At 62.5% G+C, this 24,591-nt stretch carries 27 protein-coding genes and 3 pseudogenes; 15 read left to right on the top strand and 15 right to left on the bottom strand.

The genetic code is table 11. The annotated features are described in order from the left end of the window. The 3 pseudogenes from X730_RS140790 to X730_RS140795 form a co-directional block, all read left to right on the top strand. Positions 1-121 (top strand): annotated as a pseudogene (locus X730_RS140790) (co-chaperone GroES); the annotation flags it as partial. 63 nt (positions 122-184) lie between these two features. Further along, positions 185-2,019, top strand: a pseudogene (locus X730_RS1000000168770) (TCP-1/cpn60 chaperonin family protein); the annotation flags it as partial. Between the two features lie 3 nt (positions 2,020-2,022). Next, positions 2,023-2,658 (top strand): annotated as a pseudogene (locus X730_RS140795) (TCP-1/cpn60 chaperonin family protein); the annotation flags it as partial. 71 nt (positions 2,659-2,729) lie between these two features. Here the strand turns inward: X730_RS140795 and X730_RS140800 are convergent. Then, on the bottom strand, positions 2,730-3,338 hold the full coding sequence (locus X730_RS140800; protein ID WP_023827239.1) for a TetR/AcrR family transcriptional regulator: 609 nt from the start codon (positions 3,336-3,338) through the stop codon (positions 2,730-2,732). Positions 3,339-3,440: 102 nt separating this feature from the next. On the opposite strand from X730_RS140800, the gene X730_RS140805 reads away from it, so the two are divergent. Genes X730_RS140805 through X730_RS140815 form a run of 3 tightly spaced genes read left to right on the top strand, consistent with a single transcriptional unit; the run spans position 3,441 to position 5,346 of the window. Further along, positions 3,441-4,451 (top strand): NAD(P)-dependent alcohol dehydrogenase, encoded by a 1,011-nt coding sequence (locus X730_RS140805; RefSeq protein WP_023697707.1) that lies wholly within the window; start codon positions 3,441-3,443, stop codon positions 4,449-4,451. 41 nt (positions 4,452-4,492) lie between these two features. Further along, positions 4,493-4,942, top strand: coding sequence for an OsmC family peroxiredoxin (locus X730_RS140810; RefSeq protein ID WP_023697708.1), 450 nt, complete (start codon positions 4,493-4,495; stop codon positions 4,940-4,942). Between the two features lie 17 nt (positions 4,943-4,959). After that, positions 4,960-5,346, top strand: a complete 387-nt coding sequence (locus X730_RS140815) for a nuclear transport factor 2 family protein (RefSeq protein ID WP_023697709.1) — start codon at positions 4,960-4,962, stop codon at positions 5,344-5,346. A gap of 71 nt (positions 5,347-5,417) precedes the next feature. Here X730_RS140815 and X730_RS140820 read toward each other — a convergent pair whose 3' ends face one another. Together X730_RS140820 and X730_RS0134495 are read right to left on the bottom strand one after the other, a co-directional pair. After that, positions 5,418-5,933 (bottom strand): OsmC family protein, encoded by a 516-nt coding sequence (locus X730_RS140820; protein ID WP_023671510.1) that lies wholly within the window; start codon positions 5,931-5,933, stop codon positions 5,418-5,420. Between the two features lie 56 nt (positions 5,934-5,989). Further along, a complete protein-coding gene (locus X730_RS0134495) occupies positions 5,990-6,415 on the bottom strand; it encodes a GFA family protein (RefSeq protein ID WP_023734267.1) in 426 nt (141 codons plus the stop codon). A gap of 182 nt (positions 6,416-6,597) precedes the next feature. Here X730_RS0134495 and X730_RS140825 point away from each other — a divergent pair, with 182 nt between their 5' ends. Further along, positions 6,598-7,590, top strand: a complete 993-nt coding sequence (locus X730_RS140825) for an AraC family transcriptional regulator (RefSeq protein WP_023697711.1) — start codon at positions 6,598-6,600, stop codon at positions 7,588-7,590. A 23-nt stretch (positions 7,591-7,613) separates the two neighbouring features. Here the strand turns inward: X730_RS140825 and X730_RS140830 are convergent, their stop codons facing one another. From X730_RS140830 to X730_RS140855, 8 genes are all read right to left on the bottom strand, one after another. After that, positions 7,614-8,225 (bottom strand): LysE family translocator, encoded by a 612-nt coding sequence (locus X730_RS140830; protein ID WP_023689918.1) that lies wholly within the window; start codon positions 8,223-8,225, stop codon positions 7,614-7,616. 69 nt (positions 8,226-8,294) lie between these two features. Next, on the bottom strand, positions 8,295-8,675 hold the full coding sequence (locus X730_RS140835) for a YkgJ family cysteine cluster protein (RefSeq protein WP_023715196.1): 381 nt from the start codon (positions 8,673-8,675) through the stop codon (positions 8,295-8,297). 4 nt (positions 8,676-8,679) lie between these two features. Continuing rightward, positions 8,680-8,844 carry a hypothetical protein gene (locus tag X730_RS1000000168285; RefSeq protein WP_023671505.1) on the bottom strand — a complete coding sequence of 55 codons (165 nt, stop codon included), beginning with the start codon at positions 8,842-8,844 and terminating at the stop codon, positions 8,680-8,682. A 1-nt stretch (position 8,845) separates the two neighbouring features. Continuing rightward, positions 8,846-9,253 carry a hypothetical protein gene (locus tag X730_RS140840; protein ID WP_023671504.1) on the bottom strand — a complete coding sequence of 136 codons (408 nt, stop codon included), beginning with the start codon at positions 9,251-9,253 and terminating at the stop codon, positions 8,846-8,848. Next, positions 9,253-9,477, bottom strand: coding sequence for a hypothetical protein (locus X730_RS140845; RefSeq protein WP_023689917.1), 225 nt, complete (start codon positions 9,475-9,477; stop codon positions 9,253-9,255). Before X730_RS140845 ends, X730_RS140840 begins: the two co-directional genes overlap by 1 nt. A 293-nt stretch (positions 9,478-9,770) precedes the next feature. Then, on the bottom strand, positions 9,771-9,980 hold the full coding sequence (locus X730_RS140850) for a cold-shock protein (protein ID WP_023671502.1): 210 nt from the start codon (positions 9,978-9,980) through the stop codon (positions 9,771-9,773). A gap of 461 nt (positions 9,981-10,441) precedes the next feature. Beyond that, positions 10,442-10,771, bottom strand: coding sequence for a YciI family protein (locus tag X730_RS0134490; RefSeq protein WP_050588150.1), 330 nt, complete (start codon positions 10,769-10,771; stop codon positions 10,442-10,444). A gap of 30 nt (positions 10,772-10,801) precedes the next feature. Further along, positions 10,802-11,455, bottom strand: a complete 654-nt coding sequence (locus X730_RS140855; protein ID WP_023827237.1) for a glutathione S-transferase family protein — start codon at positions 11,453-11,455, stop codon at positions 10,802-10,804. A 171-nt stretch (positions 11,456-11,626) separates the two neighbouring features. Between X730_RS140855 and X730_RS140860 the strand changes: the two genes are divergently transcribed. Continuing rightward, positions 11,627-11,806, top strand: coding sequence for a CsbD family protein (locus tag X730_RS140860; RefSeq protein ID WP_023671498.1), 180 nt, complete (start codon positions 11,627-11,629; stop codon positions 11,804-11,806). A gap of 50 nt (positions 11,807-11,856) precedes the next feature. Here the strand turns inward: X730_RS140860 and X730_RS140865 are convergent, their stop codons facing one another. Then, positions 11,857-12,981 (bottom strand): metallophosphoesterase, encoded by a 1,125-nt coding sequence (locus X730_RS140865; protein ID WP_023671497.1) that lies wholly within the window; start codon positions 12,979-12,981, stop codon positions 11,857-11,859. A 131-nt stretch (positions 12,982-13,112) separates the two neighbouring features. On the opposite strand from X730_RS140865, the gene X730_RS140870 reads away from it, so the two are divergent. Further along, a complete protein-coding gene (locus X730_RS140870) occupies positions 13,113-13,706 on the top strand; it encodes a hypothetical protein (protein ID WP_023671496.1) in 594 nt (197 codons plus the stop codon). An 18-nt stretch (positions 13,707-13,724) separates the two neighbouring features. Here X730_RS140870 and X730_RS140875 read toward each other — a convergent pair whose 3' ends face one another. After that, entirely contained in the window at positions 13,725-14,411 is a 687-nt protein-coding gene (locus X730_RS140875; protein WP_023755902.1) for a TetR/AcrR family transcriptional regulator, read from the bottom strand. Between the two features lie 84 nt (positions 14,412-14,495). Here X730_RS140875 and X730_RS140880 point away from each other — a divergent pair, with 84 nt between their 5' ends. The 6 genes from X730_RS140880 (at position 14,496) to X730_RS140905 (ending at position 20,439) form a co-directional block, all read left to right on the top strand. Further along, on the top strand, positions 14,496-15,257 hold the full coding sequence (locus tag X730_RS140880; RefSeq protein WP_023735856.1) for an NIPSNAP family protein: 762 nt from the start codon (positions 14,496-14,498) through the stop codon (positions 15,255-15,257). 128 nt (positions 15,258-15,385) lie between these two features. Continuing rightward, entirely contained in the window at positions 15,386-16,147 is a 762-nt protein-coding gene (locus tag X730_RS140885) for an SDR family oxidoreductase (protein ID WP_023697718.1), read from the top strand. Between the two features lie 4 nt (positions 16,148-16,151). Further along, positions 16,152-17,237: a glycosyltransferase family 10 gene (locus tag X730_RS140890; protein WP_245261412.1), complete on the top strand. Its 1,086-nt coding sequence runs from the start codon at positions 16,152-16,154 to the stop codon at positions 17,235-17,237. Positions 17,238-17,814: 577 nt separating this feature from the next. Then, on the top strand, positions 17,815-19,212 hold the full coding sequence (gene fumC / locus X730_RS140895; protein WP_023827234.1) for a class II fumarate hydratase: 1,398 nt from the start codon (positions 17,815-17,817) through the stop codon (positions 19,210-19,212). Positions 19,213-19,470: 258 nt separating this feature from the next. Next, positions 19,471-19,893: a DoxX family protein gene (locus X730_RS140900; protein ID WP_023827233.1), complete on the top strand. Its 423-nt coding sequence runs from the start codon at positions 19,471-19,473 to the stop codon at positions 19,891-19,893. Positions 19,894-20,031: 138 nt separating this feature from the next. Further along, complete coding sequence (locus X730_RS140905) at positions 20,032-20,439, top strand: DoxX family protein (protein WP_023828895.1); 408 nt, start codon at positions 20,032-20,034, stop codon at positions 20,437-20,439. Between the two features lie 258 nt (positions 20,440-20,697). Here X730_RS140905 and ppx read toward each other — a convergent pair whose 3' ends face one another. After that, a complete protein-coding gene (ppx, locus tag X730_RS140910; RefSeq protein ID WP_023827231.1) occupies positions 20,698-22,230 on the bottom strand; it encodes an exopolyphosphatase in 1,533 nt (510 codons plus the stop codon). After that, complete coding sequence (locus tag X730_RS140915) at positions 22,230-24,422, bottom strand: RNA degradosome polyphosphate kinase (protein ID WP_023827230.1); 2,193 nt, start codon at positions 24,420-24,422, stop codon at positions 22,230-22,232. The genes ppx and X730_RS140915 overlap by 1 nt, the downstream gene beginning before the upstream one ends. Positions 24,423-24,591: the final 169 nt, after the last annotated feature.

The raw sequence follows: 24,591 nt of genomic DNA, 5'->3' as shown, positions 1-24,591 counted from the left end.
GCTGGACGTCAAGGCCGGCGACCGCATCCTGTTCGGCAAGTGGTCGGGCACCGAAGTCAAGCTCAATGGCGAAGACCTTCTGATCATGAAGGAATCCGACATTATGGGCATCATCGGCTGATTATCGGCCTCACCGTCAACTGAATTTCGGGCTTGATCGCAAGCCCCTGCCAGGAGCTAAAAAATGGCTGCCAAAGACGTAAAATTCTCCCGCGACGCGCGCGAGCGCATGCTTCACGGCATCAACATCCTCGCCGACGCGGTGAAGGTGACCCTCGGTCCCAAGGGCCGCAACGTCGTCATCGACAAGTCGTTCGGCGCACCGCGCATCACCAAGGACGGCGTCACCGTCGCCAAGGAAATCGAGCTTGAAGACAAGTTCGAAAACATGGGCGCGCAGATGGTCCGCGAAGTTGCTTCGAAGACCAACGACATCGCCGGCGACGGCACCACGACCGCGACCGTTCTGGCGCAGTCGATCGTCCAGGAAGGCCACAAGGCCGTTGCCGCCGGCATGAACCCGATGGATCTGAAGCGCGGCATCGATCTGGCCGTCACCGAAGTCGTTGCGGCTCTCGGCAAGGCTGCCAAGAAGATCAAGACCTCCGAGGAAGTTGCCCAGGTCGGCACGATCTCGGCCAATGGCGACGAGTCGGTCGGCGCCATGATCGCCGAAGCGATGCAGAAGGTCGGCAATGAAGGCGTCATCACGGTTGANGGCAATGGCGACGAGTCGGTCGGCGCCATGATCGCCGAAGCGATGCAGAAGGTCGGCAATGAAGGCGTCATCACGGTTGAGGAAGCCAAGACCGCCGAGACCGAGCTGGAAGTCGTCGAAGGCATGCAGTTCGACCGCGGCTATCTCTCGCCCTACTTCGTCACCAACGCCGACAAGATGGTTGCCGAGCTCGAGGACGTCTACATCCTCCTGCACGAGAAGAAGCTGTCCAACCTCCAGGCCATGCTGCCGGTTCTCGAAGCCGTCGTGCAGACCTCCAAGCCGCTGCTCATCATCTCGGAAGACGTCGAAGGCGAGGCTCTGGCCACGCTGGTCGTCAACAAGCTGCGCGGTGGCCTGAAGATCGCCGCCGTCAAAGCGCCGGGCTTCGGTGATCGCCGCAAGGCCATGCTGGAAGACATCGCCATCCTCACCGGTGGCCAGGTCATTTCGGAAGACCTCGGCATCAAGCTCGAGAACGTCGGCCTCAACATGCTCGGCCGCGCCAAGAAGGTGTCGATCTCCAAGGAGAACACCACCATTGTCGACGGCGCCGGCAAGAAGGACGAGATCCAGGGCCGCGTTGCCCAGATCAAGCAGCAGATCGAAGAGACCACGTCGGACTACGACAAGGAGANCGAGAAGAAGCTGTCCAACCTCCAGGCCATGCTGCCGGTTCTCGAAGCCGTCGTGCAGACCTCCAAGCCGCTTCTTATCATCTCGGAAGACGTCGAAGGCGAGGCTCTGGCCACGCTGGTCGTCAACAAGCTGCGCGGCGGCCTGAAGATCGCCGCCGTCAAGGCGCCGGGCTTCGGTGATCGCCGCAAGGCCATGCTGGAAGACATCGCCATCCTGACCGGTGGCCAGGTCATCTCGGAAGACCTCGGCATCAAGCTCGAGAATGTCGGCCTCAACATGCTCGGCCGCGCCAAGAAGGTGTCGATCTCCAAGGAGAACACCACCATCGTCGACGGCGCCGGCAAGAAGGCCGAGATCCAGGGCCGCGTTGCCCAGATCAAGCAGCAGATCGAAGAGACCACGTCGGACTACGACAAGGAGAAGCTGCAGGAACGTCTGGCGAAGCTCGCCGGCGGCGTTGCGGTGATCCGTGTCGGCGGCGCGACGGAAGTCGAAGTCAAGGAAAAGAAGGACCGCGTCGATGACGCCCTCAACGCGACCCGCGCGGCCGTGGAAGAAGGCATCGTTGCAGGCGGCGGCGTCGCACTGCTGCGCGCTTCGGCCAACATCAAGGTCACCGGCGTCAATGCCGACCAGGCTGCCGGCATCAACATCGTTCGTCGNACGAGATCCAGGGCCGCGTTGCCCAGATCAAGCAGCAGATCGAAGAGACCACGTCGGACTACGACAAGGAGAAGCTGCAGGAACGTCTGGCGAAGCTCGCCGGCGGCGTCGCGGTGATCCGCGTCGGCGGCGCGACGGAAGTCGAAGTCAAGGAAAAGAAGGACCGCGTCGACGACGCCCTCAACGCGACCCGCGCGGCCGTGGAAGAAGGCATCGTTGCAGGCGGCGGCGTCGCTCTCCTGCGCGCTTCGGCCAACATCAAGGTCACCGGCGTCAATGCCGACCAGGCTGCCGGCATCAACATCGTTCGTCGTGCACTGCAGGCTCCGGCCCGTCAGATCGCTTCGAACGCAGGTGCTGAAGCTTCGATCGTTGCCGGCAAGATCCTCGACAACAAGGGCGCGACCTACGGCTACAACGCCCAGACCGGCGAGTATGGCGACATGATCGCCATGGGCATCGTCGACCCGGTCAAGGTCGTTCGCACCGCTCTCCAGGACGCGGCTTCGGTCGCCGGCCTGCTCGTCACCACCGAAGCCATGATCGCGGAGGCCCCCAAGAAGGAGTCTGCTGGCGGCGGCATGCCTGGCGGCATGGGCGGCGGCGGCATGGGCGGCATGGGCGGCATGGATTTCTAATCCAAGCTATCTGGCTTATGCATACGGAAAGGGCGCCGAGAGGCGCCCTTTTTGTTTTGGAAAGCGGATGGTTAGGCGGCGCTGTCCGCCTGCCGCGCAACCTTGCCTGCAAGCACCGCCTGCTCGACAAGCGCCGCGACCTCGTCGGCCACCACCAGCACCGGGCCACGATCGCGGGTGGCCCTCGCAATCACCATCAGCCCTTCCAGCGAGGATTCGACCAGCAGTGCCAGGGCATGCGCCCGGCGTTCGGGCACTCCTGCCCTGACAAAGGCCTGTCGCAGCAAGCCGATCCATTGCTCGAAAGCCGATCGGCAGAGTTCCGCCATTTCCGGCACATCGGTGGGTGAATCCAGCACCACCGGCGCGATGGGGCAACCCAGCGAAAAATCATTGTCCTCCAGCATGCGCCCGACCGACTGGTAGATGTGATGGACGGCCACTGCAGGATCGCTCTCGGCTGCCAGTGCTTCGCCCAGCCTTTTCGTGACGTCGGCAACGCTGTTGCGCGTCACCTCGATGACCAGTTGGTCCTTGCCGCCTGGGAAATGAAAATAGAGCGAGCCGCGCGGCGCCCCGCTGGCGCCCAGAATGTCGTTGAGCGAGGTGCCGTGATAGCCGCGCTGCCTGAGCAACAGGCCTGTGGTCTCGAGTATGCGGGTGCGGGTGTCGTTGGCCATGTCAACCTCTGTCAGCAGTGACGCATTATAGGCCTTGCCAAGAATATGACAATCGGTCTATATAATATGTGGATCAGTCTATATACTATTAAGGAGAGTGACATGCGCAGCTACCGTCTCGAAGGGTTTGGTGGAACCGAATCCCTGGCGATGCGCGACGAGGCGCGGACGGAACCGAAACCGCATGAGATCGTGGTGCGAGTCCGCGCCGCCTCGCTCAATCGGCGCGACACGATGATCCTTGGCGGCACCTATCCCTTGCCGGCGCGGCAAGGCATCGTGCCGCTGAGCGACGGAGCCGGTGACGTCGTCGCAATCGGCGATGCCGTCACCCGTTTTGCCGTCGGCGACCGCGTCACCGGCAGCTACTTCGCCCGCTGGATCGATGGCCGCATCAATGCCGGTCTGATCGACCAGCTCGGCTGTACGCTTGACGGCATGCTGACTGAGTTTGCCGTGCTCGACGAACAATGGGCGGCGCGACTGCCCGATCATCTGAGCTGGCACGAAGCGGCGACGCTGACCTGCGCCGGCGTGACGGCCTGGAACGCGGTGACCGGGACCCGGATTCCGAAGCCTGGTCAATGGGTTCTCACCATCGGTTCGGGTGGCGTTTCGCTGTTTGCTCTGCAGTTCGCCAAGTTGCTCGGCTGCCGGGTTGTCGCCATCACATCGCGCGCGGAGAAGGCCGACAGGCTGCGGGCGCTGGGCGCCGACCTCGTTGTCTCCAGCACCGACATACCGGAATGGGGCGGCTGGGCGCGCGAGCAGACAGGCGGAGTCGACCTCGTCGTCGAAACCGGCGGCCCGGCCACCTTCGCGCAGTCGCTGATTGCCAGCACGCTTTATGGACACATCGTGCTGCTGACGCTGCAGGACGCCAGTGGCAGATCGATCGAGATGCCGGCAGCGCTTTATCAGCGCAGCCTCGCCACCATCAGCCGCCTGTTCGTCGGCAGCCGCAGCAATCTTGAGGCCATGCTGCGCGCCGTGTCGCAGCATCGCCTCAAGCCCGTTGTCGACAGGGTCTTCCCCTTTGCCGAAGCCCCCGAAGCGTACCGCCACTTCCAGCAGGGCGACGTGTTCGGGAAGGTTGTCATCGACTGCGCCTGACCCAATTGCCCGCTTTTCAACCCCGAATCAGGAGAACGACCATGACCATCCGTGAAGCTTCCGCAGAATGGCAAGGCACGCTGAAGGAAGGCGGCGGCCGTCTGCGGCTTGGCAGCGGCGTCTTCGAAGGCGCCTATTCCTTTCCGTCGCGGTTCGAGGACGGTCCGGGCACCAATCCCGAAGAGCTGATCGGGGCAGCACATGCCGGCTGCTTCTCGATGGCGCTGACCTTCATCCTCGGCCAGGAAGGCCACGTCGCCCGCACCATCCGCACCGTCGCCAAGGTGCATCTCGGCGCGACCGCCGCCGGGCCGACGATCACCCGCATCGAGCTCGAAACGGAAGCAGAGATTCCCGGCCTTCAGCCTGCCGAATTCCAGCGTATGGCGGAGACGGCGAAGACGACCTGCCTTGTCTCTCGCGCTTTGGCCGGCGTTACAACCATCACCCTCAAGGCCGAGCTGGCCGCCACCACTGCCACGGAACAATGAAAACCAGGAGGTATGAGATGAGCCAGGACAGCATCACGAGCATTCATCCGGGCGACCACTCTAGCCAGACGGCCGAGATCATGCGTCGCTTCAACGATGTGTTCCAGTTGCACGATCCGTCCGCGCTTGCCGAGTTGGTGGCGCAGGATTGCGTTATCGAAAACACCGTGCCGGCGCCGGACGGCGCCCGCCATGCCGGCAAAGAGGCATGCATTGACCTATGGTCGGCGATCGCCACCCAGCCCGGCACGCGCTTCGACCTCGAGGAAACCTTCGTCGCCGGTGAACGGGCGACGATCCGCTGGCGCTACTTCATGGCCGACGGCAACTCCATCCGCGGCGTCAACCTGATGCGTGTCGCGGACGAGCTGATCGTCGAGGCGATGGGTTACGTCAAAGGATAGAAGCGTTGCCCGGCACTCCCGTTCCCAGCCCGGAATCTCGCTCAAGTCGAGTTTCCGGGCCGGTTTTCTGGTCACTGGATGACGCGGTGCAGCTTCACCGTGGTGCTGGGACTGTTCTGGATGGTCTGGAAGATCACGCAATAGCGATCCGTGAGTTCGAGCAGTTGGTCGAGCTGACTTTGGGGAGCGTCGGTGTCGATGTCGAAGCGCAAGCGGATTTCCTTGAAGCCGACTGGAACACCCGCAGTCACGCCGAGCGTGCCGCGAAGATCGACGTCACCTTCCGCGGAAACTTCGGCGGACCTGATCGGAATTTCGAGCACGGCCGCCGCCGCGCGCATCGAGACACCGGCGCATGCGATCAGCGCCTCCAGCAGCATGTCGCCGGAGCACAGTTCCTGGCCGCTGCCCCCGGCCATCGGATGAATGCCGGCAAGCGCCAGCCCGCGTCCGGTCTCGACCTTGCAGGTCACGGTGGACGCGTCGGCGACGCCTTTGGCCTTCAAGGTGAGGAACGCGGCCTTCGCATCCCTGCGATAGAGATCCTTGATCGGCTCCTGCGTGGCGCGAAATGTTGCGATTTCCATGAACAATCTCCTGTCTTGAATTGTCGTTGTCAAAAATGGCGAGCAGTGGCCGGGCCTTATTCCGGCACCGCGATGCCGGAGCCGCCGAGCTCAGCCGGAAAGTCCCTGAGCTTGGGCAGCCCATCCTTCATCGGCAGCACGGTCTCAGCGTAGTTGACGTGAACCCCAGGCGTGAATTTCACGCCTGGTATGGTTGCCGCATAGACATCGACCAGGCCGAGCGGCGGATGAACGGTCATCAGATGACCACCGCATTTCGTGCAGAACTGGCGATCGCTCATTTCGGTCTTCTCGAACCCGGACAGGAACTCCGCGCCCCTGGTGACCTTGACGTTCTGAGGCTTCCACAGCGTGAAGGCGTTCACGGGAGACGCCGACCACGATCGACACGAACCGCAATGGCAATAGCCCATTGCCTCGGCGGCTCCGTGCACTTCGATTTCCACGGCGCCGCAAAAACACCCGCCCTTATGTACCGTCATGACATTTGTCCCTGGTTGGTTTCGACAGCACTCAGCGCCCTCTCTCGGCAGCGCTTGAGCACCGGTGCAGGTTTAGGAGTTCTGGCCGCGAACTGAATGATACGGCGTCCGCCTCGCTTGACAGCGCGTCCGGAACTCGAAAGGGATGGCTGACCGGCTAGCCGGGTGCGGGACGAAACGGAATGGCCGGGGATGCTCTGTCTGACCTGTTGAGGACGGTACGCCTTACCGGCGCGACGTTTTTTGACATTGAGGGCCACGAGCCGTGGGCCGTCTGCTCGCCGGCGCCATCGTCCATCCTGCCGAAGATCCTGCCCGGTGCGGACCATCTGATCTCCTACCATGTGGTAACGGCCGGTCGCTGCTTCGCGCGCATCGTCGGCCAGGAAGCGATCGCGCTGGAGGCCGGCGAAGTCGTCGTCTTCACCAGGAGCGACCCGCATATTATGTCCAGCAATCCGGCGCTGCGCGCCGATCCGCCGACAGCCGACGTTCTCGACATCGCAACAGCCGGCCGGATGCCGTTTTACATCAACTGCGCCGGCGACGGCGCGACCTCGGCCAGGCTGGTTTGCGGCTATCTCGCCTGTGATGCACAGCCTTTCAATCCACTGCTCGAGGCTTTGCCGCCGGTGATCAAGGCCGGAGCTGCCAAAGGCGATGGCGGCTGGCTCAGCCAGTTCATCAACCTGGCTGTCACGGAGGTGGCGCAAAAGCGCGCAGGCAGTGAAACGGTGCTCACCAAACTGAGCGAACTGATGTTTGTCGACGTGTTGCGCCGTTACTTGGAATCGCTGCCGCCACAAACCACGGGATGGCTGGCTGGCCTGCGCGATCCGCACCTGGCGAGGGCACTGGCGCTGATCCACGACCGGCCGGCGCATAACTGGACGGTGGAGGCGCTGGCGAAGGACTCCGCGCTGTCGCGCAGCGTGCTCGCCGAACGCTTCACCAGGCTGGTCGGCATGCCGCCAATGCATTATCTCGCCAAATGGCGCATGCAGATCGCCTCGGAGCTGCTCAGCGCCGGCTCCAGCAACATGGCCAGCATCGCCGCTGAAATCGGATACGAATCCGAGGCAGCGTTCAGCCGCGCCTTCAAGAAGATGATCGGCCTTCCGCCCTCCGCCTGGCGTCTAGGCATCCGGACCGGATCCGGAACCGACGAAGAGTAGGCCGATGCCTGCCAGATCCTGTTCTATCGATCAGCAAGCGCCAGCTTGGCCCCAAGCATGACAAAGGCGCCGGCGAAGGTGCGGCGCATCCAGGTCAGCACCATCGGCCGCGACACGACATGGCTGCGGATCGAGGCGGCAAAGATGCCGTAAGCGACGAAGACGACGAAGGTCAGCAGCATGAAGACGCTCGAGAGCTCCAGCATCTTGGCAAATGCGTTCGGTTCGGTCGTGCTGACGAATTGCGGCAGGAAGGCAAAGAAGAAGATCGACAGCTTCGGGTTCAGGATGTTGATCAGGATGCCGGAGGTGATGACCTTGGCTGCCGAGCGGGGTGCCGCGTTTTCATCGACGCTCAGGCCGCCCTTCTCCTTCAGCGTGTTCCAGGCCATGTAGAGGAGATAGGCGACGCCGAGATATTTCAGCGTCTCGAAGGCGACAGCACTTGTGTGCAGCAGCGCCGCCAGGCCGGTGATGGCGGCGGCCATATGCGGGATGATGCCAAGCGTGCAGCCGAATGCAGCAGTGATCGAGGCGCGCGCGCCTCGCGAAAGCCCGGCGCTCAGCGTGTAGAGAACGCCGGTGCCGGGCGAAGCCACGACGATCAGCGACGTCAACAGGAATTCGATGCTCATGGTTCCTCCAACGCCCTGCCCGTGGTGGAAGCTATCGGGGGATGTGGGATGAGGCAAGGTGGGCGTCGGCTAGATCGTTGGCATCCCGTGCGCCTTGCGCGCCATCAGGCAATCGTCGCCGCCAGGCATGCAGGCGTGGCAGACGTCCGGGCGGATCTCGTAGATGCCGCAGGCTGTGTGCTTGCCGATCTCGCCCGTAAGCGCCGAACAGCGCACGCCCTCGCAGCGCATCCCGGACAGGTCGGCGGACACGAACTTTTCCGGAATCCGGTCAAGTTGCGCATCGTCCTCGGTCGAGAAGCGCGGCCATTCGGCCGAGTAGGAACAGCAGGCGCCGCAGCTCTGGCAATCGAAAACCGGCTGGTCGTCCTGTTTTGACGACCGGATATCCCTGGCGGCCAACGCGACCAGCCCAGGTGCTGCGAGATTGCGATCGGCTTGGTGCGGCAAGGCGCTATTTCTTCTTGCCTGCCTTGCCCTTGGGCGTGGCGGCTGGCGCCTCGAACAGATCGGTTGCCGACGGTTCGGCGGCCTTCGGCGCGGCAGCGGGCTTGGCCTGCTTTGCAGTGGCAGCAGCCGGCGCTGCCGGCTGGTCCTTGGTGGAAAACTTTATGGCCATGTCAGTCCTCGTCGGAAAAGCGGGATGATGGTGCGCGCGGATTGCGCAAGCGGCCGATCAGCGCCGAGACCGCTGTGATGTTCATTTCCTCGGGCGACCAGTTCCTCGCCTCGGCAATGTGGTGCGCCGCCAGTTCGCGATGCGTGCTGCCGCTATAGGCGGCATCCTGGTAGGTCACGCGCTCCTGGGTCTTTTTGTCCTCGCGGACATATTCGACCAGATAGTTCGGGGCTTCGGCACGGCCGCGCACGCCGACGCGCACCTGGGCATCGCCATGCGCGCGCTTGCAGCGCTCGAGCTTTTCCAGCACACGGCGGACATATTCGACCGGCTTGTCCAGGCCCGGGACCATGGACGCTATGGTCGCATCGGCATCGATCGGCGTGGGCGGTACGCGCTTGGTGGCCATCAGCGTTTGCCTGCCCGCTTTGGCAGCGCCGCAAGGACTGCGGCCGCTGCCATGTCGTCGGCTTCCTTTTCCTTGCGCAGTTCGCGCAAGCGCGCGGTCTTGGCTTCGCGCGCCTCGCTGACGGCATCACGCTCGGACAGGATGCGGTTGAGTGACATCGACTGGGTTTGCGTCTTGCTGAACAGCGAGCCGGCCTGGTCGGCGGTCTTGGATTGAGTGGTCAAAACTTTCTCCTGTCGGGAGCCTGGTGCCGATAGAGCGAGAGCGGTCTTCGATTACGACCAAAGCAATACGGCAGCGGGGCAGTATGGGCGGTTCAGATTGCTGGAGCGTCCCTTAGCACGTTCCGGCCGGCGTGCGGCGCACTTTTAGCGGCACGACGCACAAAATGAAAAAGGCCAGGCACCGCCTGACCTTCCATGAAAGCGCCGCGCATCCAGTTGGATGCGCAAGGCGCTCCTTTCAGCCTTTCATCGGTGCCAGTACATCCGTGGTCACCGGAAGGCCGAATTCCTTATCAGGCCGCCTTCAACTGGTCGGCGGACATCTTGCCCGACTTGTTGTCGCGGGTCATCTCGTAGCCGAGCTTCTGACCCTCGACGATGTCACGCATGCCGGCGCGCTCTACGGCCGAGATGTGGACAAAAACGTCGGCGGAGCCGTCGTCAGGCTGAATAAAACCAAAACCTTTGGTGGCGTTGAACCATTTCACTGTGCCGGTGGCCATGAAGAACCCTTTCCCTGGCAAACATTCGTTCACCATCGTGCGACTGCACAACAGCGTTTTGTCTCGATTTTTGATGGGGAAGTTCGTCAAAGGCGCGCATCATGCGCGGATAACAAAAGTCGGTCAAACAAATATCGACATGTTTCTTATAGACTTCTTTTAGCGCCCAGTCAATTTCTGGTTTGGCCGGAGCCCAAATTCAACCTGAGGGTGCCTGAGGCATAAGCCTCAACTGACGAGGTGGCGGAGCGCAAGGCGTTCCAAAAAATATTCCACGCCCCGGAACCAATCGCAAGCCGGCGCATTTCCGTGATGTCAGCAATTCAGAGAACAATCTCGGTAATGCTGGCAAAAGAACGCCTCCCGCACATTAAACGGTGCGAGAGGCGTTCTTGTATGTGCCGTTGTCTGACACAATTCCCAAGTGGAAAACCGTTTCACATCCATAAACTTACGCTCGCCTACAGGATCGCGCTGATCAGCGGCAGGATCTCGTAGTGGAAACCGCGGCCGAAGCTCGACACCGGATCGCCGTCGGTGACCGCTCTTGCCTCGGCTTCGCTGCCGACACGCAGGATCAGCAGACCCCAAGGGCCGGCCGGGTCGGCGACCGGCCCGGCCAGGATCATGGTGCCCTCGGCAAGCTTGCCGCGCAGATAGTCGGCATGCCGGCCCATCAACTCCCTCTCCTCCTCCGTCAGGGTGAAGGCGAAGTCCGGCCGAGGCGGGATCAGCCGGCAGTGGAAGATTGTTGGCGCGGTAGTCTCACGCGGTCCATCATTGCTGGCCATCGGTCACTCACCGTGATGTCACTAGTGGTCCTATTCGTCCGGGCCGGGTTCCGGCCAAGTCTCCTTCGCCGCTTCCGCGTACCAGTGCCGCATCGCCGGCGTTGCCAACACGGCGTCGACATAGGCGCGCGTGTCGGGCGCGAGTTCGCCGCCATAGGTGTCGAAGCGGGTGACGACAGGTGCATACATGGCATCGGCCGCGGTGAAATGACCGAACAGGAAGGGGCCGCCCTTGCCGTATTGTTCCCGGCACTGGCGCCAGATCGTTTCGATGCGCGCGCGCTGCATTTCGCCTTCGGCGTCGAGCGGCTTGTGGGCCTTCGGCCGGCGCAAATTCATCGGCCAGCCATAGCGCACCTCGCGAAAGCCGGAATGCATCTCGGTCGCCACCGAGCGAGCCAAGGCGCGGGCGCCGATATCCTGCGGCCAAAGTTTTTTCTCAGGAAACAGGTCGGCCAGATATTCAAGGATGGCAAGGGTTTCCCAGACGATCCTGCCATTGTGATTCAACACTGGCACAAGGCCGGTCGGCGACACTTTCGCCAGATTGGCAAAAGTCTCGGGCGTGCGCAGGCGCACGAAACCTTCCTCGAACGGGATCTCCAGATGCTTCATCGCCACCCATGGCCTCAGCGACCAGGACGAAAAGCACTTGTTGGCGATGATGAGCGTAAATTCAGCCAAGGCGGTCTCCCCAAAATTTCGACACACTAGTCACACGATACGACGCGGCAAAGCGTTTCGGCGACCATATAAGCGACCAGATGCGACGATGATCGCCGCCCAGGGAACCTAAGCCAAGCCGGCCCGTTTGCCTCCTGCGAATGAATCCCCGGAATCCCAGGAGATGCAAAGATGGTGAACAAGGATCAGGTTGCCGGCGTGGCCAAGCAGGTCAAGGGCTCGGTCAAGGAGGCCGGCGGCAAGGCGACCGGCAACAGGCAGACCCAGGCCGAAGGCACGGCCGACAAGACCGCCGGCAAGGTGCAGAAGGTCTATGGCGACGTGAAGGACAAGATCAAAAAGGCGCTCTGACCCGATCTTGCAGGCAATGAGGAAGGCGGCTCAAGGCCGCCTTTTTCTTGTCAGAGGCTGAGGCTCTTGCTGAAGGCGCTGGTGAACTTGACCCCGCCCCGGTCGCCCGCCGCCTCGCCCAGCACCACGTCCATGCCGTCCCCGGTTACCCTCACCAGCGCGAAGCCACCCATATAGGCAGCCTTCGGCTTGAACAGGTCGAGGCCATCGCTTTTGTAGATCATAGGCACTTCGTGCTGATGGCCATGGAAGATGGCGATGACATTGTAGCCCTTCAGCGCCGCCAGCAGCGCCTGGCGGTCGGCCTCGCTCCACCAATGCGGCGCGCCTGCGCCGTCATCGTCATAGGTGCGCTTGGCCGGGTCCCAGCGCTCGACCGAGAAAGTGTCCCAGCCATAGTGCTGGAACAGGATGACGGGACGGCCATCCGCAGCGTAGGTCGTCAGATCCTGCTTCAGCCACGGCAGGCTGCTCACCGCGCCGTGGCCGGTGTCGCCGGCAAACCGGTGGGTCTGGACGAGATGCAGGCCGCCCCAGTCCCAGGAATAGCAGTCGGTGTCGACATCGTATTCGGTGGCCGGCACCGGGGGCTTGAAGAACACGCCGGGGCGATGGTTGACCTCGACATAGTCGCGCAATTCGCGCCGGTACCAGTCGACGTGCGGCGGCGAGCCGTTCTGGTCGAGATCGTGATTGCCGAGGCCGACATAGACCGGCATGTGCACGCGATCGGGACCGACGCCCTGTTGATAGCGCTGGCTGAACTGCAACAGTTGCGTGCCTTCGCTGGGCTCGGTGATCTGGCCGCCGCCATCGTCGGTGATGTCGCCGCCGACAACGAGGCCGAGCGGCGCATCGATGCGGCCGCCGGCCGAACGCAGGCGGGTTGCAACGCCATCGATCTCGACTGGCCATTGCCGGCCGGCCAAGCCATTGAGGACAGCGACATTGCGCAACAGCGCGGCATCGGTCTTGCCTTCCTCCAGGCAGTTGGGGCTGAGGCCGCTCGACATGCGGCAGGCATGGACATCGGCGATGAACAGAAAGGTGGCGTCGATGGGCTGGATGCGCTTGCCGGTCTGGCCAAGCGCGGCGCGCGGCAGCATGCCAGCCATGGCAAGGCCGGCTGCCTGTGCGAGGAAATTGCGACGGGAGAGGACGAGCTTGCGATTCATGACCTGAAATTCAGCACAGCCGGCGCCCCACCGTCCAGTTGCCAGGAATGGCAGGTCGACACGGCACTGAGGCTCTGGCATTTCTTGGGTCATGCTGGCGCGCAGCAAATACAAGCAGAGGGGAGGATTTCATGAGAGCCGTTTCGATAGGCGTGGTGCTGGCTGGGTTGCTGCCGGCGGCTGCGGTGCATGCCGCCGATTGTGTCGACGCAAAATCGGCCAAGGCCGGCTTCGTTCTGGAAATGCCCGGCGTCCGCAGCGAGTTTCGGCCGGTGGCCGGCGGCATGGTCTCCGTTGCCAACACCTACGAATCGCAATCGCCGCAGACACAGTTCCTGTTTGCCGGCCTGGTCGAAGTGTTTCGCGACAGCGATACCGGACGGGTGGCGACGATCCCGTTTTCCGATCTGCGAAAACTGTTTCCGCTGAAGACGGGAGCCAAGAGCACGATCGAATTCGTCGAGCTGTCGCCGAACAAGCAGCCGAAGAGCACCAAGACGTTGAGCCTGGTCGTCAAGGGCAAGGAGACGTTCAGTGTCGGCGGCTGCAAATACAACGTGCTGGCGGTCACGGAGACCTTCAAGAACGGCGCCGGCGAAACGCTGGACACATTTACCGCGCTTTATGCGCCTGATCTGCAAGCGTCCCTCGCCCGGCGCTACGACGAAGGGACCAGCGCGGAATCGGTGAACGGTTACGAGACGATCAAGCCGCTTTCCAACTAGAACAGCGCAGTTCCGGCCTCAAGGTTTTCCCGGCCGCAGCAGGATCCTGCTACGCCGCTTCGCTCTGCTCGGGAATGGCGGCGTTGAGCTACCCTGAAGTTCGGCCAGGCAATCGCGCAGCACGCTGGCATCCTGTGCCGCCTTGGCCATCGACATGGCGCCGGAATAGGCGGCGATGGCGAGTGCCGCAAAGCGCTCGGGGTCGGTGCCCTGCTCCCTCCCCGACTGCTGGTCGGCTCGCACCTTGTCGGCAACCGCCTGACGCCATCCGGCAAAGATATCGTCCAGAGCGGCGCGGAAATCCGGGTCAGCGAGCGACAGTTCATGCGCCAGATTGTTGAGCGGACAGCCGCGCACGAAGCCTTGCTGCTCAAGCTCGGTCGCCACCGCCTCGAACACCGCGCGCACGCCTTCGCGCGCCGAGCCTGCCGCCCGTACAGGGTTGATCCAGGTTTCATCGAGGGCCGCTGCCACGCGCTCCTCGATCACCGCCAGAGCGAGCGCCTTCTTGGTCGGGAAATGATGATGCAGCGCGCCGCCGCTGACGCCTGCGGTCGTCATCAACTCGCCAAGAGCTGATGCATGATAGCCACGCGCCTGGAACGACGCTTCGGCGATATCGAGCACCTTGTTGCGCAGCCCTTCGGGATCGTTGGTGCGTTTTCGCGGCGGCCCTTTCGGAGCCCGAGCAATCTCTGCTGACATTTGCCAACGATAGCAGATTGACAAAACAGGACAACCGGTCTGTTTATAAACCGGATGATCATCCTGTTTTTTGGAGACGACACAATGACCGTACCCCTGAATGCGCCTGCGACGGCAAGCCTGCTCGCTTCGCCTGTCGTCGAGTTGCGGCAGTACACGCTGAAGCCGGGCCGGCGCGAGACGCTGATCGACATCTTCGACAGTCGGTTCATCGAAGGCCAGGAACACGCCGGCATGACCATCATCGGACAGTTCCGCGACCTCGACCGCCCCGACATATTCGTCTGGCTGCGCGGCTTCGATGGCATGGAAGCGCGGAAGCAGGCGCTCACCGCCTTCTATGACGGGCCGGTGTGGACGGCGCACCGCGACGCCGCCAATGCGACGATGATCGATTCCGACGATGTGCTGCTCTTGAAGCCGGCATGGCCAGGCGCCGGCTTCGATCTGTCAGGCGCGCAGCGAGGCGCCATGCCGCCGGATGGAAAGCTGAGCGCAGACAATCGCTTGACCGCTATCGTTGCCATCCAGATTCATCATCTGCGGTCTGGCGCCGAAGCCGATTTCGCCGGCAATTTCGAAACGGATGCCGTTCCGGTCCTTATCGGCGTCGGCGGACGGTTGCTTGGCGCCTTCATCACCGAGCACGCCGAAAACAGCTTTCCCCGCCTGCCGGTGCGCTTGAGCGAAAACGTCTTTATCGCGGTGACGGGTTTCAACAGTCCCGAGGCGCATGCCAGTTACGAAGCCGCAGTTGCCGCTTCGCCCCAATGGCAAGCGGCCGATGTGACCTGGCGGACCGAAACCTTGCGCCTGACGCCGACGTCGCAGTCGCTGCTGCGGTAACCGGATCGGCACGCGGCCAACCGAAGTTCATACTGAGCGATAGGCCGCCGGCTTGACCGCCCTCGCCGATCGGCATTGCCTTCGTGACGCGGGCAACAGCGAGAGCATTCGATGCGACTTGGCCTTCAATGAGACTTTCTGGCAAGCGAGCACTGGTGACCGGCGGTTCGGACGGCATCGGCCTGGCGATATCGGAAGCTTTCTTGCGCGAGGGCGCCGACGTGCTGATCGTCGGTCGCGACACCAGCAAGCTCGAGACCGCCCGCGAGACACTTGCGGCGGCGGGCAACGTCGGCACCCAGTCGGCCGATCTCTCGACCTCGTCCGGCATCGATGCCGTGGTCGATCGCGCGAAAGCAACCGGCCCGCTCGACATCCTCGTCAACAATGCCGGCGTCGCTTATCTGGTGCCTTTCGAGACCGTCACCGAGCACCAATTCCAGCAATCCTTCGCGCTCAATGTGACGGCGGCGTTCTTCCTTACCCAGCGGCTGCTGCCGCATCTCGGCGCCAACGCCTCCGTCATCAATATCTCGTCCTACTTCGCCGACAAGATGATCCCGAAGCGGCCGTCGAGCCTGTATTCCTTGTCCAAGGGCGCGCTGAATTCGCTGACCAAGTCGCTGGCCTTCGAGCTTGGTCCGCGCGGCATCAGGGTCAATGCGATTGCGCCCGGCACGGTCGACACCGCCATGCGGCGCAAGTCGATCGACAACCTGCCGGCGGCAGCGCAAGCCGAGCTGAAAACCTATGTCGAGCGCAGCTACCCGCTCGGCCGCATCGGCCAGACCAGCGATCTTGCCGGCATCGCCGTCTATCTCGCCAGCGACGAGGCGGCGTGGACCAGCGGCGGCATTTTCGCGATCGATGGCGGGTATACGGCGGGGTGACCGTTTGGACGGCCCTCGGCCTCGAACAAGCGGAGCACTTGACCAAACTTCCGATACCGCGTCTGTCTGCAGATTGAGCAATGCTTCAGACATTCGTGGTGCCATGCCGTCTATCGATCCACTGATCCTCTTCTACACAACGTTCTTCAGCAAACCCGTCGATATCGCGTCGATACAGTGCGAAATGCCCGGGCGGTGGACACTGGACAAACGACGGATTTCCGAGGCCGCGGCAGTCGTCTTCCATATTCCGAACTTTCGCGAAGTTGGCGATGGCTACAAATACCCTGGTCAATATTGGGTCGCCTGGTCGATGGAATGCGGCCAAAACTACAAGCGACTTGCCGACCCCAAAATCATGCGGCACTTCGATATCATCATGACGCATGAATCCCGGTCCGATGTCTGGGTGCCCTACCTTCCGCGTGCGGTGTGGTGGAAAGATGCGCTGGCCAGACCAATCGTACCGAAAACGGAAGAAGCGCCGGTCGCACTCTTCCAGTCGGCCGGCCTGAATTATAGCGGCCGTGTCGATTTGGCGAACGAACTGGCGCGCCACATCAAGATCGATTCTTATGGCCGATATCGCAACAACCGATCGGTCTCTGGCCCCGATCTGGGCTCGAAGACCAAGATCGAAACCATTGCGCGGCACAAATTCTGCCTGGCCATGGAGAACTCGATCGAGGCCGACTATGTCACCGAGAAAATCTATGACGCGTTCATGGCCGGCACGGTGCCGATCTACCTTGGCGCTCCCAATGTGGACGAGTTCGTTCCGGAGCACTCCTTTATTGACGCCAGTGCCTTCGCCAGCGCCAGCGATCTTGCAGCCTATCTCCAGCACCTGATCGCAACGCCGCAAGACTACGAGGCTTATTTCGACTGGCGCTCAAAGCCATTGCCCGACAATCTCGTCAAACGGGTGCAATCATTGGAAACACCCGCGTTCAGCAGACTGATGAGCGTCGTGCGCCAGCGTCTGGAGGCGCGGACAAGCACGCCTTCCGGACGGCGAACACTTCCGTTCGGCTATAGATCCTATCTCAGGACAAAGCTGCGCCGTTGGAGGAAAAAGGTTCCGAGCTGACGGTCCGCGATCAGGCGCGCTTTCAGCAAAATACGGAGGGCAAAGAGCGTCACTTGCGACGTCGAGACGGCTTCGACCTTGCCGCCATGCATCTTGGAAAACTCCGAGGCCATGTGGAGGCGCTCCCAGGGTGGACTTGAAATTCTCGGCTTCGCGATCCGAAGCTCGATCCGGATGCGATGCCGGATTTTGGACGGAAACTGAACAGAAGGACAAGTGCATAAGCTACCTCATCGCTGCTGTTGCCAGTGAGACGCCGGCACGGATGGTAGTTTGTGTGGCAGAGTCGCTCGTAGGTAGACGTGAATTGCGCATTGCTGATCCTGGGGGAAGTTTGCGTAGAGCAATCCGCCAGCTCGACATGATCTCATCGAGCTAAATCCGCAAGTTTCCGTCCACTTTATGGGATCAAGCCGCACTGAGGAGCAATTTCCTTCACAAGAAAGTGGAGGGTGCAGGATCCCGAAGGCCGGCGCTACCGCTTCAACCGATTTACTGCCTGCCGGCCGCAATCTCTGCTTGAAGGCCATTGTGCAACGCGATACGCCGTTGCCGAATTCGATCGTCGGAGAGACAAGTGACCGCTGCCAGGACCAGAACCGAAACCGACACGTTCGGCCCCATCGAGGTTGCAGCCGACCGTTACTGGGGCGCGCAGGCGCAGCGTTCCCTCGGCAATTTCAGGATAGGCTGGGAAAAGCAGCCGGCCTCGATCGTGCGTGCGCTCGGCATCGTCAAGCGAGCGGCGGCGGAAGCCAATATGGAGTTGAAGCGGCTCGATCCGGCAGTCGGCAAGGCGATCATCGAGGCGGCGCAAGAGGTGATCGACGGCAAGCTGAACGATCATTTCCCGCTGGTCGTCTGGCAGACCGGCTCGGGCACGCAGTCCAACATGAACGCCAACGAGGTGATCTCCAACCGGGCGATCGAACTTCTGGGCGGCGTCATGGGCTCGAAGAAGCCGGTGCACCCTAACGACCACGTCAATATGAGCCAGTCGTCGAACGACACCTACCCGACAGCCATGCACATCGCGTGCGCCGAGCGCATCGTGCACGATCTGCTGCCGGCGCTGAAGCATCTGCACGCTGCGCTCGAGGTCAAGACGAAGGCCTTCGCCCACATCATCAAGATCGGCCGCACCCATACGCAGGACGCGACACCCCTCACGCTGGGCCAGGAATTTTCCGGCTACGCCGCGCAGGTGGCCTCTTCGATCAAGCGCATCGAGATGACGCTGCCCGGCCTGCAGGAACTGGCGCAGGGCGGCACCGCCGTCGGCACCGGCCTCAACGCGCCGGTCGGCTTTGCGGAAAAGGTGGCGGCGCGCATCGCCGAAATCACCGGCATTGCCTTCGTCACCGCGCCGAACAAGTTCGAGGCGCTCGCCGCGCACGATTCCATGGTGTTCTCGCATGGCGCCATCAACGCGGCGGCCGCCGCCCTCTTCAAGATCGCCAACGACATCCGCTTCCTCGGCTCCGGCCCGCGCTCGGGCCTCGGCGAACTGTCGCTGCCGGAAAACGAGCCGGGTTCCTCGATCATGCCTGGCAAGGTCAACCCGACGCAGTGCGAGGCTCTGACGCAGGTCTGCGTGCAGGTGTTCGGCAACAACGCCTCGCTGACCTTCGCCGGCAGCCAAGGTCATTTCGAGCTCAACGTCTACAACCCGCTGATGGCCTACAACTTCCTGCAGTCGGTGCAGTTGCTGGCCGACGCCTCGATCTCCTTCACCGACAATTGCGTCGTCGGTATCGAGGCTCGCGAAGACAACATCAAAGCCGCGCTTGACCGCTCGCTGATGCTGGTGACGGCGCTGGCGCCGACGATCGGGTACGACAATGCCGCCAAGATCGCCAAGACCGCGCACAAGAAGGGCACCACCTTGCGCGAGGAAGCACTGGCTACTGGGCTGGTCAGCGAGGCAGACTACGACCGCCTGGTACGGCCCGAAGACATGACGCATCCGGGTTAAAGCGATTCCAGGGAAAGTGCCTTGCGTTTCCTCGGGAAGCGCGCAGCCCTTCCTCTTGGGAATTGCGTCAACTAGAAATCCGAATCGTGTGGCGGGACAATTTGCTCCCGCCGCTGCTGGCAGCGACAAGAATTTTGCGTCGGTCGAACGATCCCGAAATGTACGTGCTGTGAACAATGTGTCGCCGGACTGGCGGCTTTGGTGAACAGTCGGCTTGGTCTATCTGACGAGGCATCAACCCTTTTTCGGAGAGCCACCATGTCCATCAACACTTCCGCTGCCGGCGCCGGCATCGCGTCCAACAGCTCCACCACCGTCCTGCTCGGCCGCATCCTGCTCGCCGCCATCTTCCTGCTTTCCGGCTTCGGCAAGCTCACCGCCATTTCCGGCACCGCCGGCTATTTCGGCGCCATGGGCCTGCCGGTGCCGACCATAACGGCCATTGTCGTCGGCGTGATCGAATTGCTCGGCGGCCTTGCCGTGCTCGTTGGCTTTCAGACCCGCATCGCCGCCTGGGTGCTCGCGGTCTTCACCATCGCCTCGGCCTTTGTCGCCCATACCGGCTGGGCCGACCAGAACCAGATGATCCATTTCCTGAAGAACGTCGCCATCACCGGCGGCTTCCTGCTGCTGGCTTCCTCAGGCCCTGGCACCTACTCGATCGACGCCAAGCGCGGCTGAGCTTTCCCTTCCCAAGCCTGAAAAAAGCGGCGTGGAATTTTCCACGCCGCTTTTTCGTTGTCTGCCCAAGCGCACGCTCGACCCATCCCTGCTAGGATCGGTCTCGAAACAGCCGGCGGACAGACAACGGAGATGACCATGCCCCGCGATGCATTGCTTCTGATTTCCCGGCTGCTGCTCGCCGTCCTGCTCGTTCCCTCCGGCTACCACGCGCTCGCCGACATTGCCGGGACGACCGGCTATTTCGCCGGCCTCGGCATGCCATTGCCGATGCTTGCCGCCTGGGGCACCGGGCTGTTCGAGTTGATTGCCGGTCTCTTGATACTGGTCGGCTTTCAGACGCCGGTCGTTGCGATACTTCTTGCCGCTTTCTGCATCGTTGCAGGCTCCATCGGCCACTACGGCCAGGGCGGCGATGACCCGATGCTCACCTTCCTGCACCAGCAGATGCTGATGAAGGATATTGCTATCGCCGGTGGATTCCTGGCGCTAGCCATGGCCGGCGCCGGGGCCTTGTCGATCGACGGGCGCCGCGCCGCGGTCTGATATCGTCAAATATCGTCCCAGGTTGATCCCTCGCCGAGGCAGGTCGACCCCCACTCCGTCTCGGCTCCGCCGAGCCACCTCTCCCCCGATCGACGGGGTAGAGGAAGGGCTCGAGCCTATTGCCGCCAACGCTTTCCAACGAGGCTCCCTTCCTTTCCCTCCGGAGGGGGAGGTGGCGGTGCGAAGCAGCGACGGATTGAGGAAGCCGGTCCTCGAACGCGAGGCCGACGACGACATGGTTTTGCTGTCAGGCCGCGCCTACTTCACCGACACGCTCTGCCCACCCTCGACCGCCAGCACCAGCCGGCGGTTGGTGATCCGCGCCAGTTGCGCCAGCCGTCCGGCCGGGCGTTCGCCGTAAAGATCGGAAAGTGAGGCCGGCAGCACCAGCGCCAACGTGCCATTGCCGCGGTTTTCCCATTTCAGCCGCGGCATGACGCCGGGCATGGCCGCAGTCAGCAGATAGACGACGCGCAGCACCGCCGCCAGGATGCGGGCTCGCTCGAGATAGCGCGGCGTCGCCAGGCCGCGGATTTCCGGCGCCGCATCGTTGAACACGCCTTCGTGGCGGAACAGGCCGACCAGCGCCAGGAAGGCACGGCCGGGGTGATCGACGCCAATGAAGGAGGCGTGGGCAATGATGTTGAGCGACTGCTTGCCGCGATATTCCGGGTGTGCGCGCCAGCCTATATCGGCCAGCAGACAGGCAGCGTGGCGATAGCGCGCCTCATCCTCCGTCTCGTCGATGCCGAAGGCGGCAAAGGTCTTGTCCGTCCATTCGACAAGCTCATGCGCATGGGTGACCGAGCGCGACCGCAGCCGCGCTAGTTCCTCCGAAGCGGAGACCAGCGGATCGGCCTTCTGCTCGGCAGGGTCGAGCAGCGAATAGAGAAAGCCTTCGCGCACTCCCAATGCCGAGACGATGATCTTCGACGGCTGCATCGCCGCCATGATCTCCTGCAGCACGACCGCGCCATAGGGCAGCAGTGAACGGCGGTTCTTCGACACGCCTTCGATGCCCTTGACCTTCTCGATCTCGCCTTTCGCCACCTGCTTCAGGAAATTGGCGGCGCTGTCGACACCGATCTCATAGTGGTGCATGACGCCAAGCGGGTAGTTGGTCATTTCCATGTGCAGCCGGGCAAGGTTTCGCCAGGTGCCGCCAACGGCGTAGAAGGGCCGTCCCTGCCCGCCCTTCAACATTTTGGCGCGCGCCAGTTCGTCGCGGGTGATCTTTGCCGCCTGGGCGAGCGAATTCCTGGCCATGTCCTGCAGCCGCAGGCCACCCAACGGCAGCGTGATGCCGTCGCCGATCGCCTCGCCATTGATGTCGATAAGCTCCAGGCTGCCGCCGCCAAGATCGCCGGCAATGCCATCGGCGGGGTGGAAGCCCGAAATGACGCCAAGCGCCGAATAATGGGCCTCCTGCCGGCCAGTGAGCACGCGGATCTCGGTCTTGAGCACATCCTGGGCGCGATGGATGAAGTCGGGTCCGTTGATCGCTTCGCGGGCCGCGGCCGTTGCCAGCACAAACATGTGCTCCGCACCCGCCTGGTCGGAGAGCGCGCGGAAACGGCGGAACTCCTCCATCGAGCGCGTCACCGCCTCGGGGTCGAGCTTGCCGGTCGAAACGATGCCGCGGCCGAGGCCGGCCAGCATCTTTTCGTTGAACAGCAAGGTCGGCGAGCGCGCCAACCCTTCATAGACGACAAGGCGGATCGAGTTCGAGCCGATGTCGATGATGGACAGCGGCCGGCGATCCTGCAGCCGGCCTTGGGACGTTGAAATCATCAGCCGGTGTTCTTCTTGCGACGCTTGAACTGCGCGATGCGCTTGGGCGCATGCGACTTCAGCGCGTCACCCCGTCCCGACAGGCTCGGATTGGTCATGAAATATTCCTGCGCGTTGAACGGTTCCTCACCCTCCTCCAGCACGACGCGCCGGGAGGTTCCGTCAGCCAATACGTCGAAACTTTGCTGGTTGTCCATGATGTTGCCCAGCATGATCTGGCCAAGGATCTGTTCATGCACCGTTGGATTGGTGATCGGCACCATGGTCTCGACGCGGCGGTCGAGATTACGTGGCATCAAGTCGGCCGAGGCGATGTAGACGATCGCCTCGTCCGACGGCAGGCCATGGCCGTTGCCGAAGCAATAGATGCGGCTGTGTTCGAGGAAGCGGCCGACGATCGACTTGACCCTGATGTTTTCCGACAGGCCGGGCACATGCGGCCGCAGGCAGCAGATGCCGCGCACGACGAGATCGATCTCGACGCCGGCACGGCTGGCGTCATAGAGCGCGTCGATGATGTTGGGGTCGACGAGCGCGTTCATCTTCATCCAGATGCGCGCCGGACGGCCAGCCAGCGCGTAGGCGACCTCGTCGGCAATGTGCTTGAGGATACGGCTGCGCAGCGTAAACGGCGAGATGGCGATCCGCATCTCATCCGTCGGCTCGGCATAGCCGGTGATGAAGTTGAACAGCTGGGCGACATCGCGCGCGATCGTCGGATCGGTGGTGAAGAAGGACAGGTCGGTGTAGATGCGCGCGGTCACCGGATGGTAGTTGCCGGTGCCGAGATGGACATAGTTGCGCAGCTTGCCGTCCTCGCGCCGCACCACAAGCGACATTTTCGCATGGGTTTTGAGTTCGAGGAAGCCGAACACGACCTGGACGCCGGCGCGTTCGAGGTCGCGCGCCCAGCGGATGTTGGCTTCCTCGTCAAAGCGCGCCTTGAGCTCGACCAGGGCGGTTACCGATTTGCCGGCCTCGGCCGCGTCGACCAAGGCGCGCACGATCGGGCTGTCGTTGGAGGTGCGGTAGAGCGTCTGCTTGATCGCCACCACCTCCGGGTCGGCCATCGCCTGGCGCAGGAACTGGACCACCACGTCAAAGGATTCATAGGGGTGGTGGACGACGATGTCCTTCTCGCGGATGGCCGCGAAACAGTCGCCGCCATGCTCGCGAATGCGCTCGGGAAAGCGTGGATTGTAGGGGGTGAACTTCAGGTCGTCGCGCGGCACGGCGACGATCTCGGAAATCTGGCTGAGCGCCAGCGGGCCGGTCAGAACGCTGATGCGGCTCGAAGAGACGCCAAGCTCGCCGGCGACGAACTCGCGCAATTCGCCGGGCATCGACTTGTCGAATTCGATGCGGATGACCGAACCGCGGCGGCGCCGCTTCAGCGCCGTCTCGAACAGGCGCACGAGATCTTCCGACTCTTCCTCGACCTCGATATCGCTGTCCCGGATGATGCGGAACGTGCCGGAACCCTTGACCTCATAGCCGGGGAACAGCTTGCCGATATAGAGGCCGACAGCCTCCTCCAACGGAATGAAGCGAACGTGCTGCTTGCGGTCGGGCAGACGGATGAAGCGCTTCAGCGCCACCGGCAGGCGCAGAAGCGCGCTCATCTCCTCGCCATTCTTGCGATGGCGCAATTGCAGCGCCATCGAGAAGCCGAGATTGGGAATGAACGGAAACGGATGCGCCGGGTCGATCGACAGTGGAGTCAGCACCGGGAAAACCTGGTCCTGGAAATGGTCTTCCAGCCAGACTTTTTCATCCTTGGTCAGTGCGTCGCGGGTGATGCTCTCAATGCCTTCCTTGTTGAGCAGCAACATCAGCGCCGAAAGGCTGTTCTGCTGGTCCTCCTGCAGCCGCTCGACCTCGCGCAGCAATTGTTCCAGCTGCTGCTCCGGCGTGCGGCCGTCGGGGCTCTTGAGCGCAATGCCTTCGCGCACCTGGCCCGCAAGGCCGGCGACGCGGACCATGAAGAATTCATCGAGATTGGCGGCCGAAATCGACAGGAAACGGACGCGTTCGAGCAGCGGATGGTGCTCGTTCTGCGATTCCTCGAGCACACGCCGGTTGAACTGCAGCCAGGAGAACTCACGGTTGACGAACCTATCGGGGTTGCCGCCGTCGGGGCTCGCCACCTCGACATTGATGAATTCGCTCTGCACCGGCTTCAGTTCGTTCATGGTTCCTGCTCTTCCCCGCCAACCGTCCCTTGGAGCGCCGCTGGACGTGCCATGCCTCTAACACGCTTTTGTAACGCATGACCCTTCGGCGAAAACCATTCCGATTTCAGGGACATGCACTTAACCGGCTCACCGTATCCTCTGACAGGCTTTTGCGACAGTTTCATTT

It is taken from the genome of Mesorhizobium sp. L103C131B0 (genome assembly GCF_000502275.1).
GTDB lineage: Bacteria > Pseudomonadota > Alphaproteobacteria > Rhizobiales > Rhizobiaceae > Mesorhizobium.
Note: the sequence above shows the minus strand (reverse complement) of the source record. Positions and strands in the feature narration are given on the sequence as shown.

Coding starts and splice junctions, on each gene's coding strand:
- X730_RS1000000168285 (WP_023671505.1), bottom strand. CDS start 8,844: ATGGCCATAAAGTTTTCCACCAAGGACCAGCCGGCAGCGCCGGCTGCT.
- X730_RS140825 (WP_023697711.1), top strand. CDS start 6,598: ATGGCCGGGGATGCTCTGTCTGACCTGTTGAGGACGGTACGCCTTACC.
- X730_RS140820 (WP_023671510.1), bottom strand. CDS start 5,933: ATGGAAATCGCAACATTTCGCGCCACGCAGGAGCCGATCAAGGATCTC.
- X730_RS140860 (WP_023671498.1), top strand. CDS start 11,627: ATGGTGAACAAGGATCAGGTTGCCGGCGTGGCCAAGCAGGTCAAGGGC.
- X730_RS140885 (WP_023697718.1), top strand. CDS start 15,386: ATGAGACTTTCTGGCAAGCGAGCACTGGTGACCGGCGGTTCGGACGGC.
- X730_RS140875 (WP_023755902.1), bottom strand. CDS start 14,411: ATGTCAGCAGAGATTGCTCGGGCTCCGAAAGGGCCGCCGCGAAAACGC.
- X730_RS140840 (WP_023671504.1), bottom strand. CDS start 9,253: ATGGCCACCAAGCGCGTACCGCCCACGCCGATCGATGCCGATGCGACC.
- X730_RS140800 (WP_023827239.1), bottom strand. CDS start 3,338: ATGGCCAACGACACCCGCACCCGCATACTCGAGACCACAGGCCTGTTG.
- X730_RS140905 (WP_023828895.1), top strand. CDS start 20,032: ATGCCCCGCGATGCATTGCTTCTGATTTCCCGGCTGCTGCTCGCCGTC.
- X730_RS140815 (WP_023697709.1), top strand. CDS start 4,960: ATGAGCCAGGACAGCATCACGAGCATTCATCCGGGCGACCACTCTAGC.
- X730_RS140900 (WP_023827233.1), top strand. CDS start 19,471: ATGTCCATCAACACTTCCGCTGCCGGCGCCGGCATCGCGTCCAACAGC.
- X730_RS140810 (WP_023697708.1), top strand. CDS start 4,493: ATGACCATCCGTGAAGCTTCCGCAGAATGGCAAGGCACGCTGAAGGAA.
- X730_RS140850 (WP_023671502.1), bottom strand. CDS start 9,980: ATGGCCACCGGCACAGTGAAATGGTTCAACGCCACCAAAGGTTTTGGT.
- ppx (WP_023827231.1), bottom strand. CDS start 22,230: ATGATTTCAACGTCCCAAGGCCGGCTGCAGGATCGCCGGCCGCTGTCC.
- X730_RS140880 (WP_023735856.1), top strand. CDS start 14,496: ATGACCGTACCCCTGAATGCGCCTGCGACGGCAAGCCTGCTCGCTTCG.
- X730_RS140830 (WP_023689918.1), bottom strand. CDS start 8,225: ATGAGCATCGAATTCCTGTTGACGTCGCTGATCGTCGTGGCTTCGCCC.
- X730_RS140915 (WP_023827230.1), bottom strand. CDS start 24,422: ATGAACGAACTGAAGCCGGTGCAGAGCGAATTCATCAATGTCGAGGTG.
- X730_RS140805 (WP_023697707.1), top strand. CDS start 3,441: ATGCGCAGCTACCGTCTCGAAGGGTTTGGTGGAACCGAATCCCTGGCG.
- X730_RS140865 (WP_023671497.1), bottom strand. CDS start 12,981: ATGAATCGCAAGCTCGTCCTCTCCCGTCGCAATTTCCTCGCACAGGCA.
- X730_RS140870 (WP_023671496.1), top strand. CDS start 13,113: ATGAGAGCCGTTTCGATAGGCGTGGTGCTGGCTGGGTTGCTGCCGGCG.
- X730_RS0134490 (WP_050588150.1), bottom strand. CDS start 10,771: ATGGCCAGCAATGATGGACCGCGTGAGACTACCGCGCCAACAATCTTC.
- X730_RS0134495 (WP_023734267.1), bottom strand. CDS start 6,415: ATGACGGTACATAAGGGCGGGTGTTTTTGCGGCGCCGTGGAAATCGAA.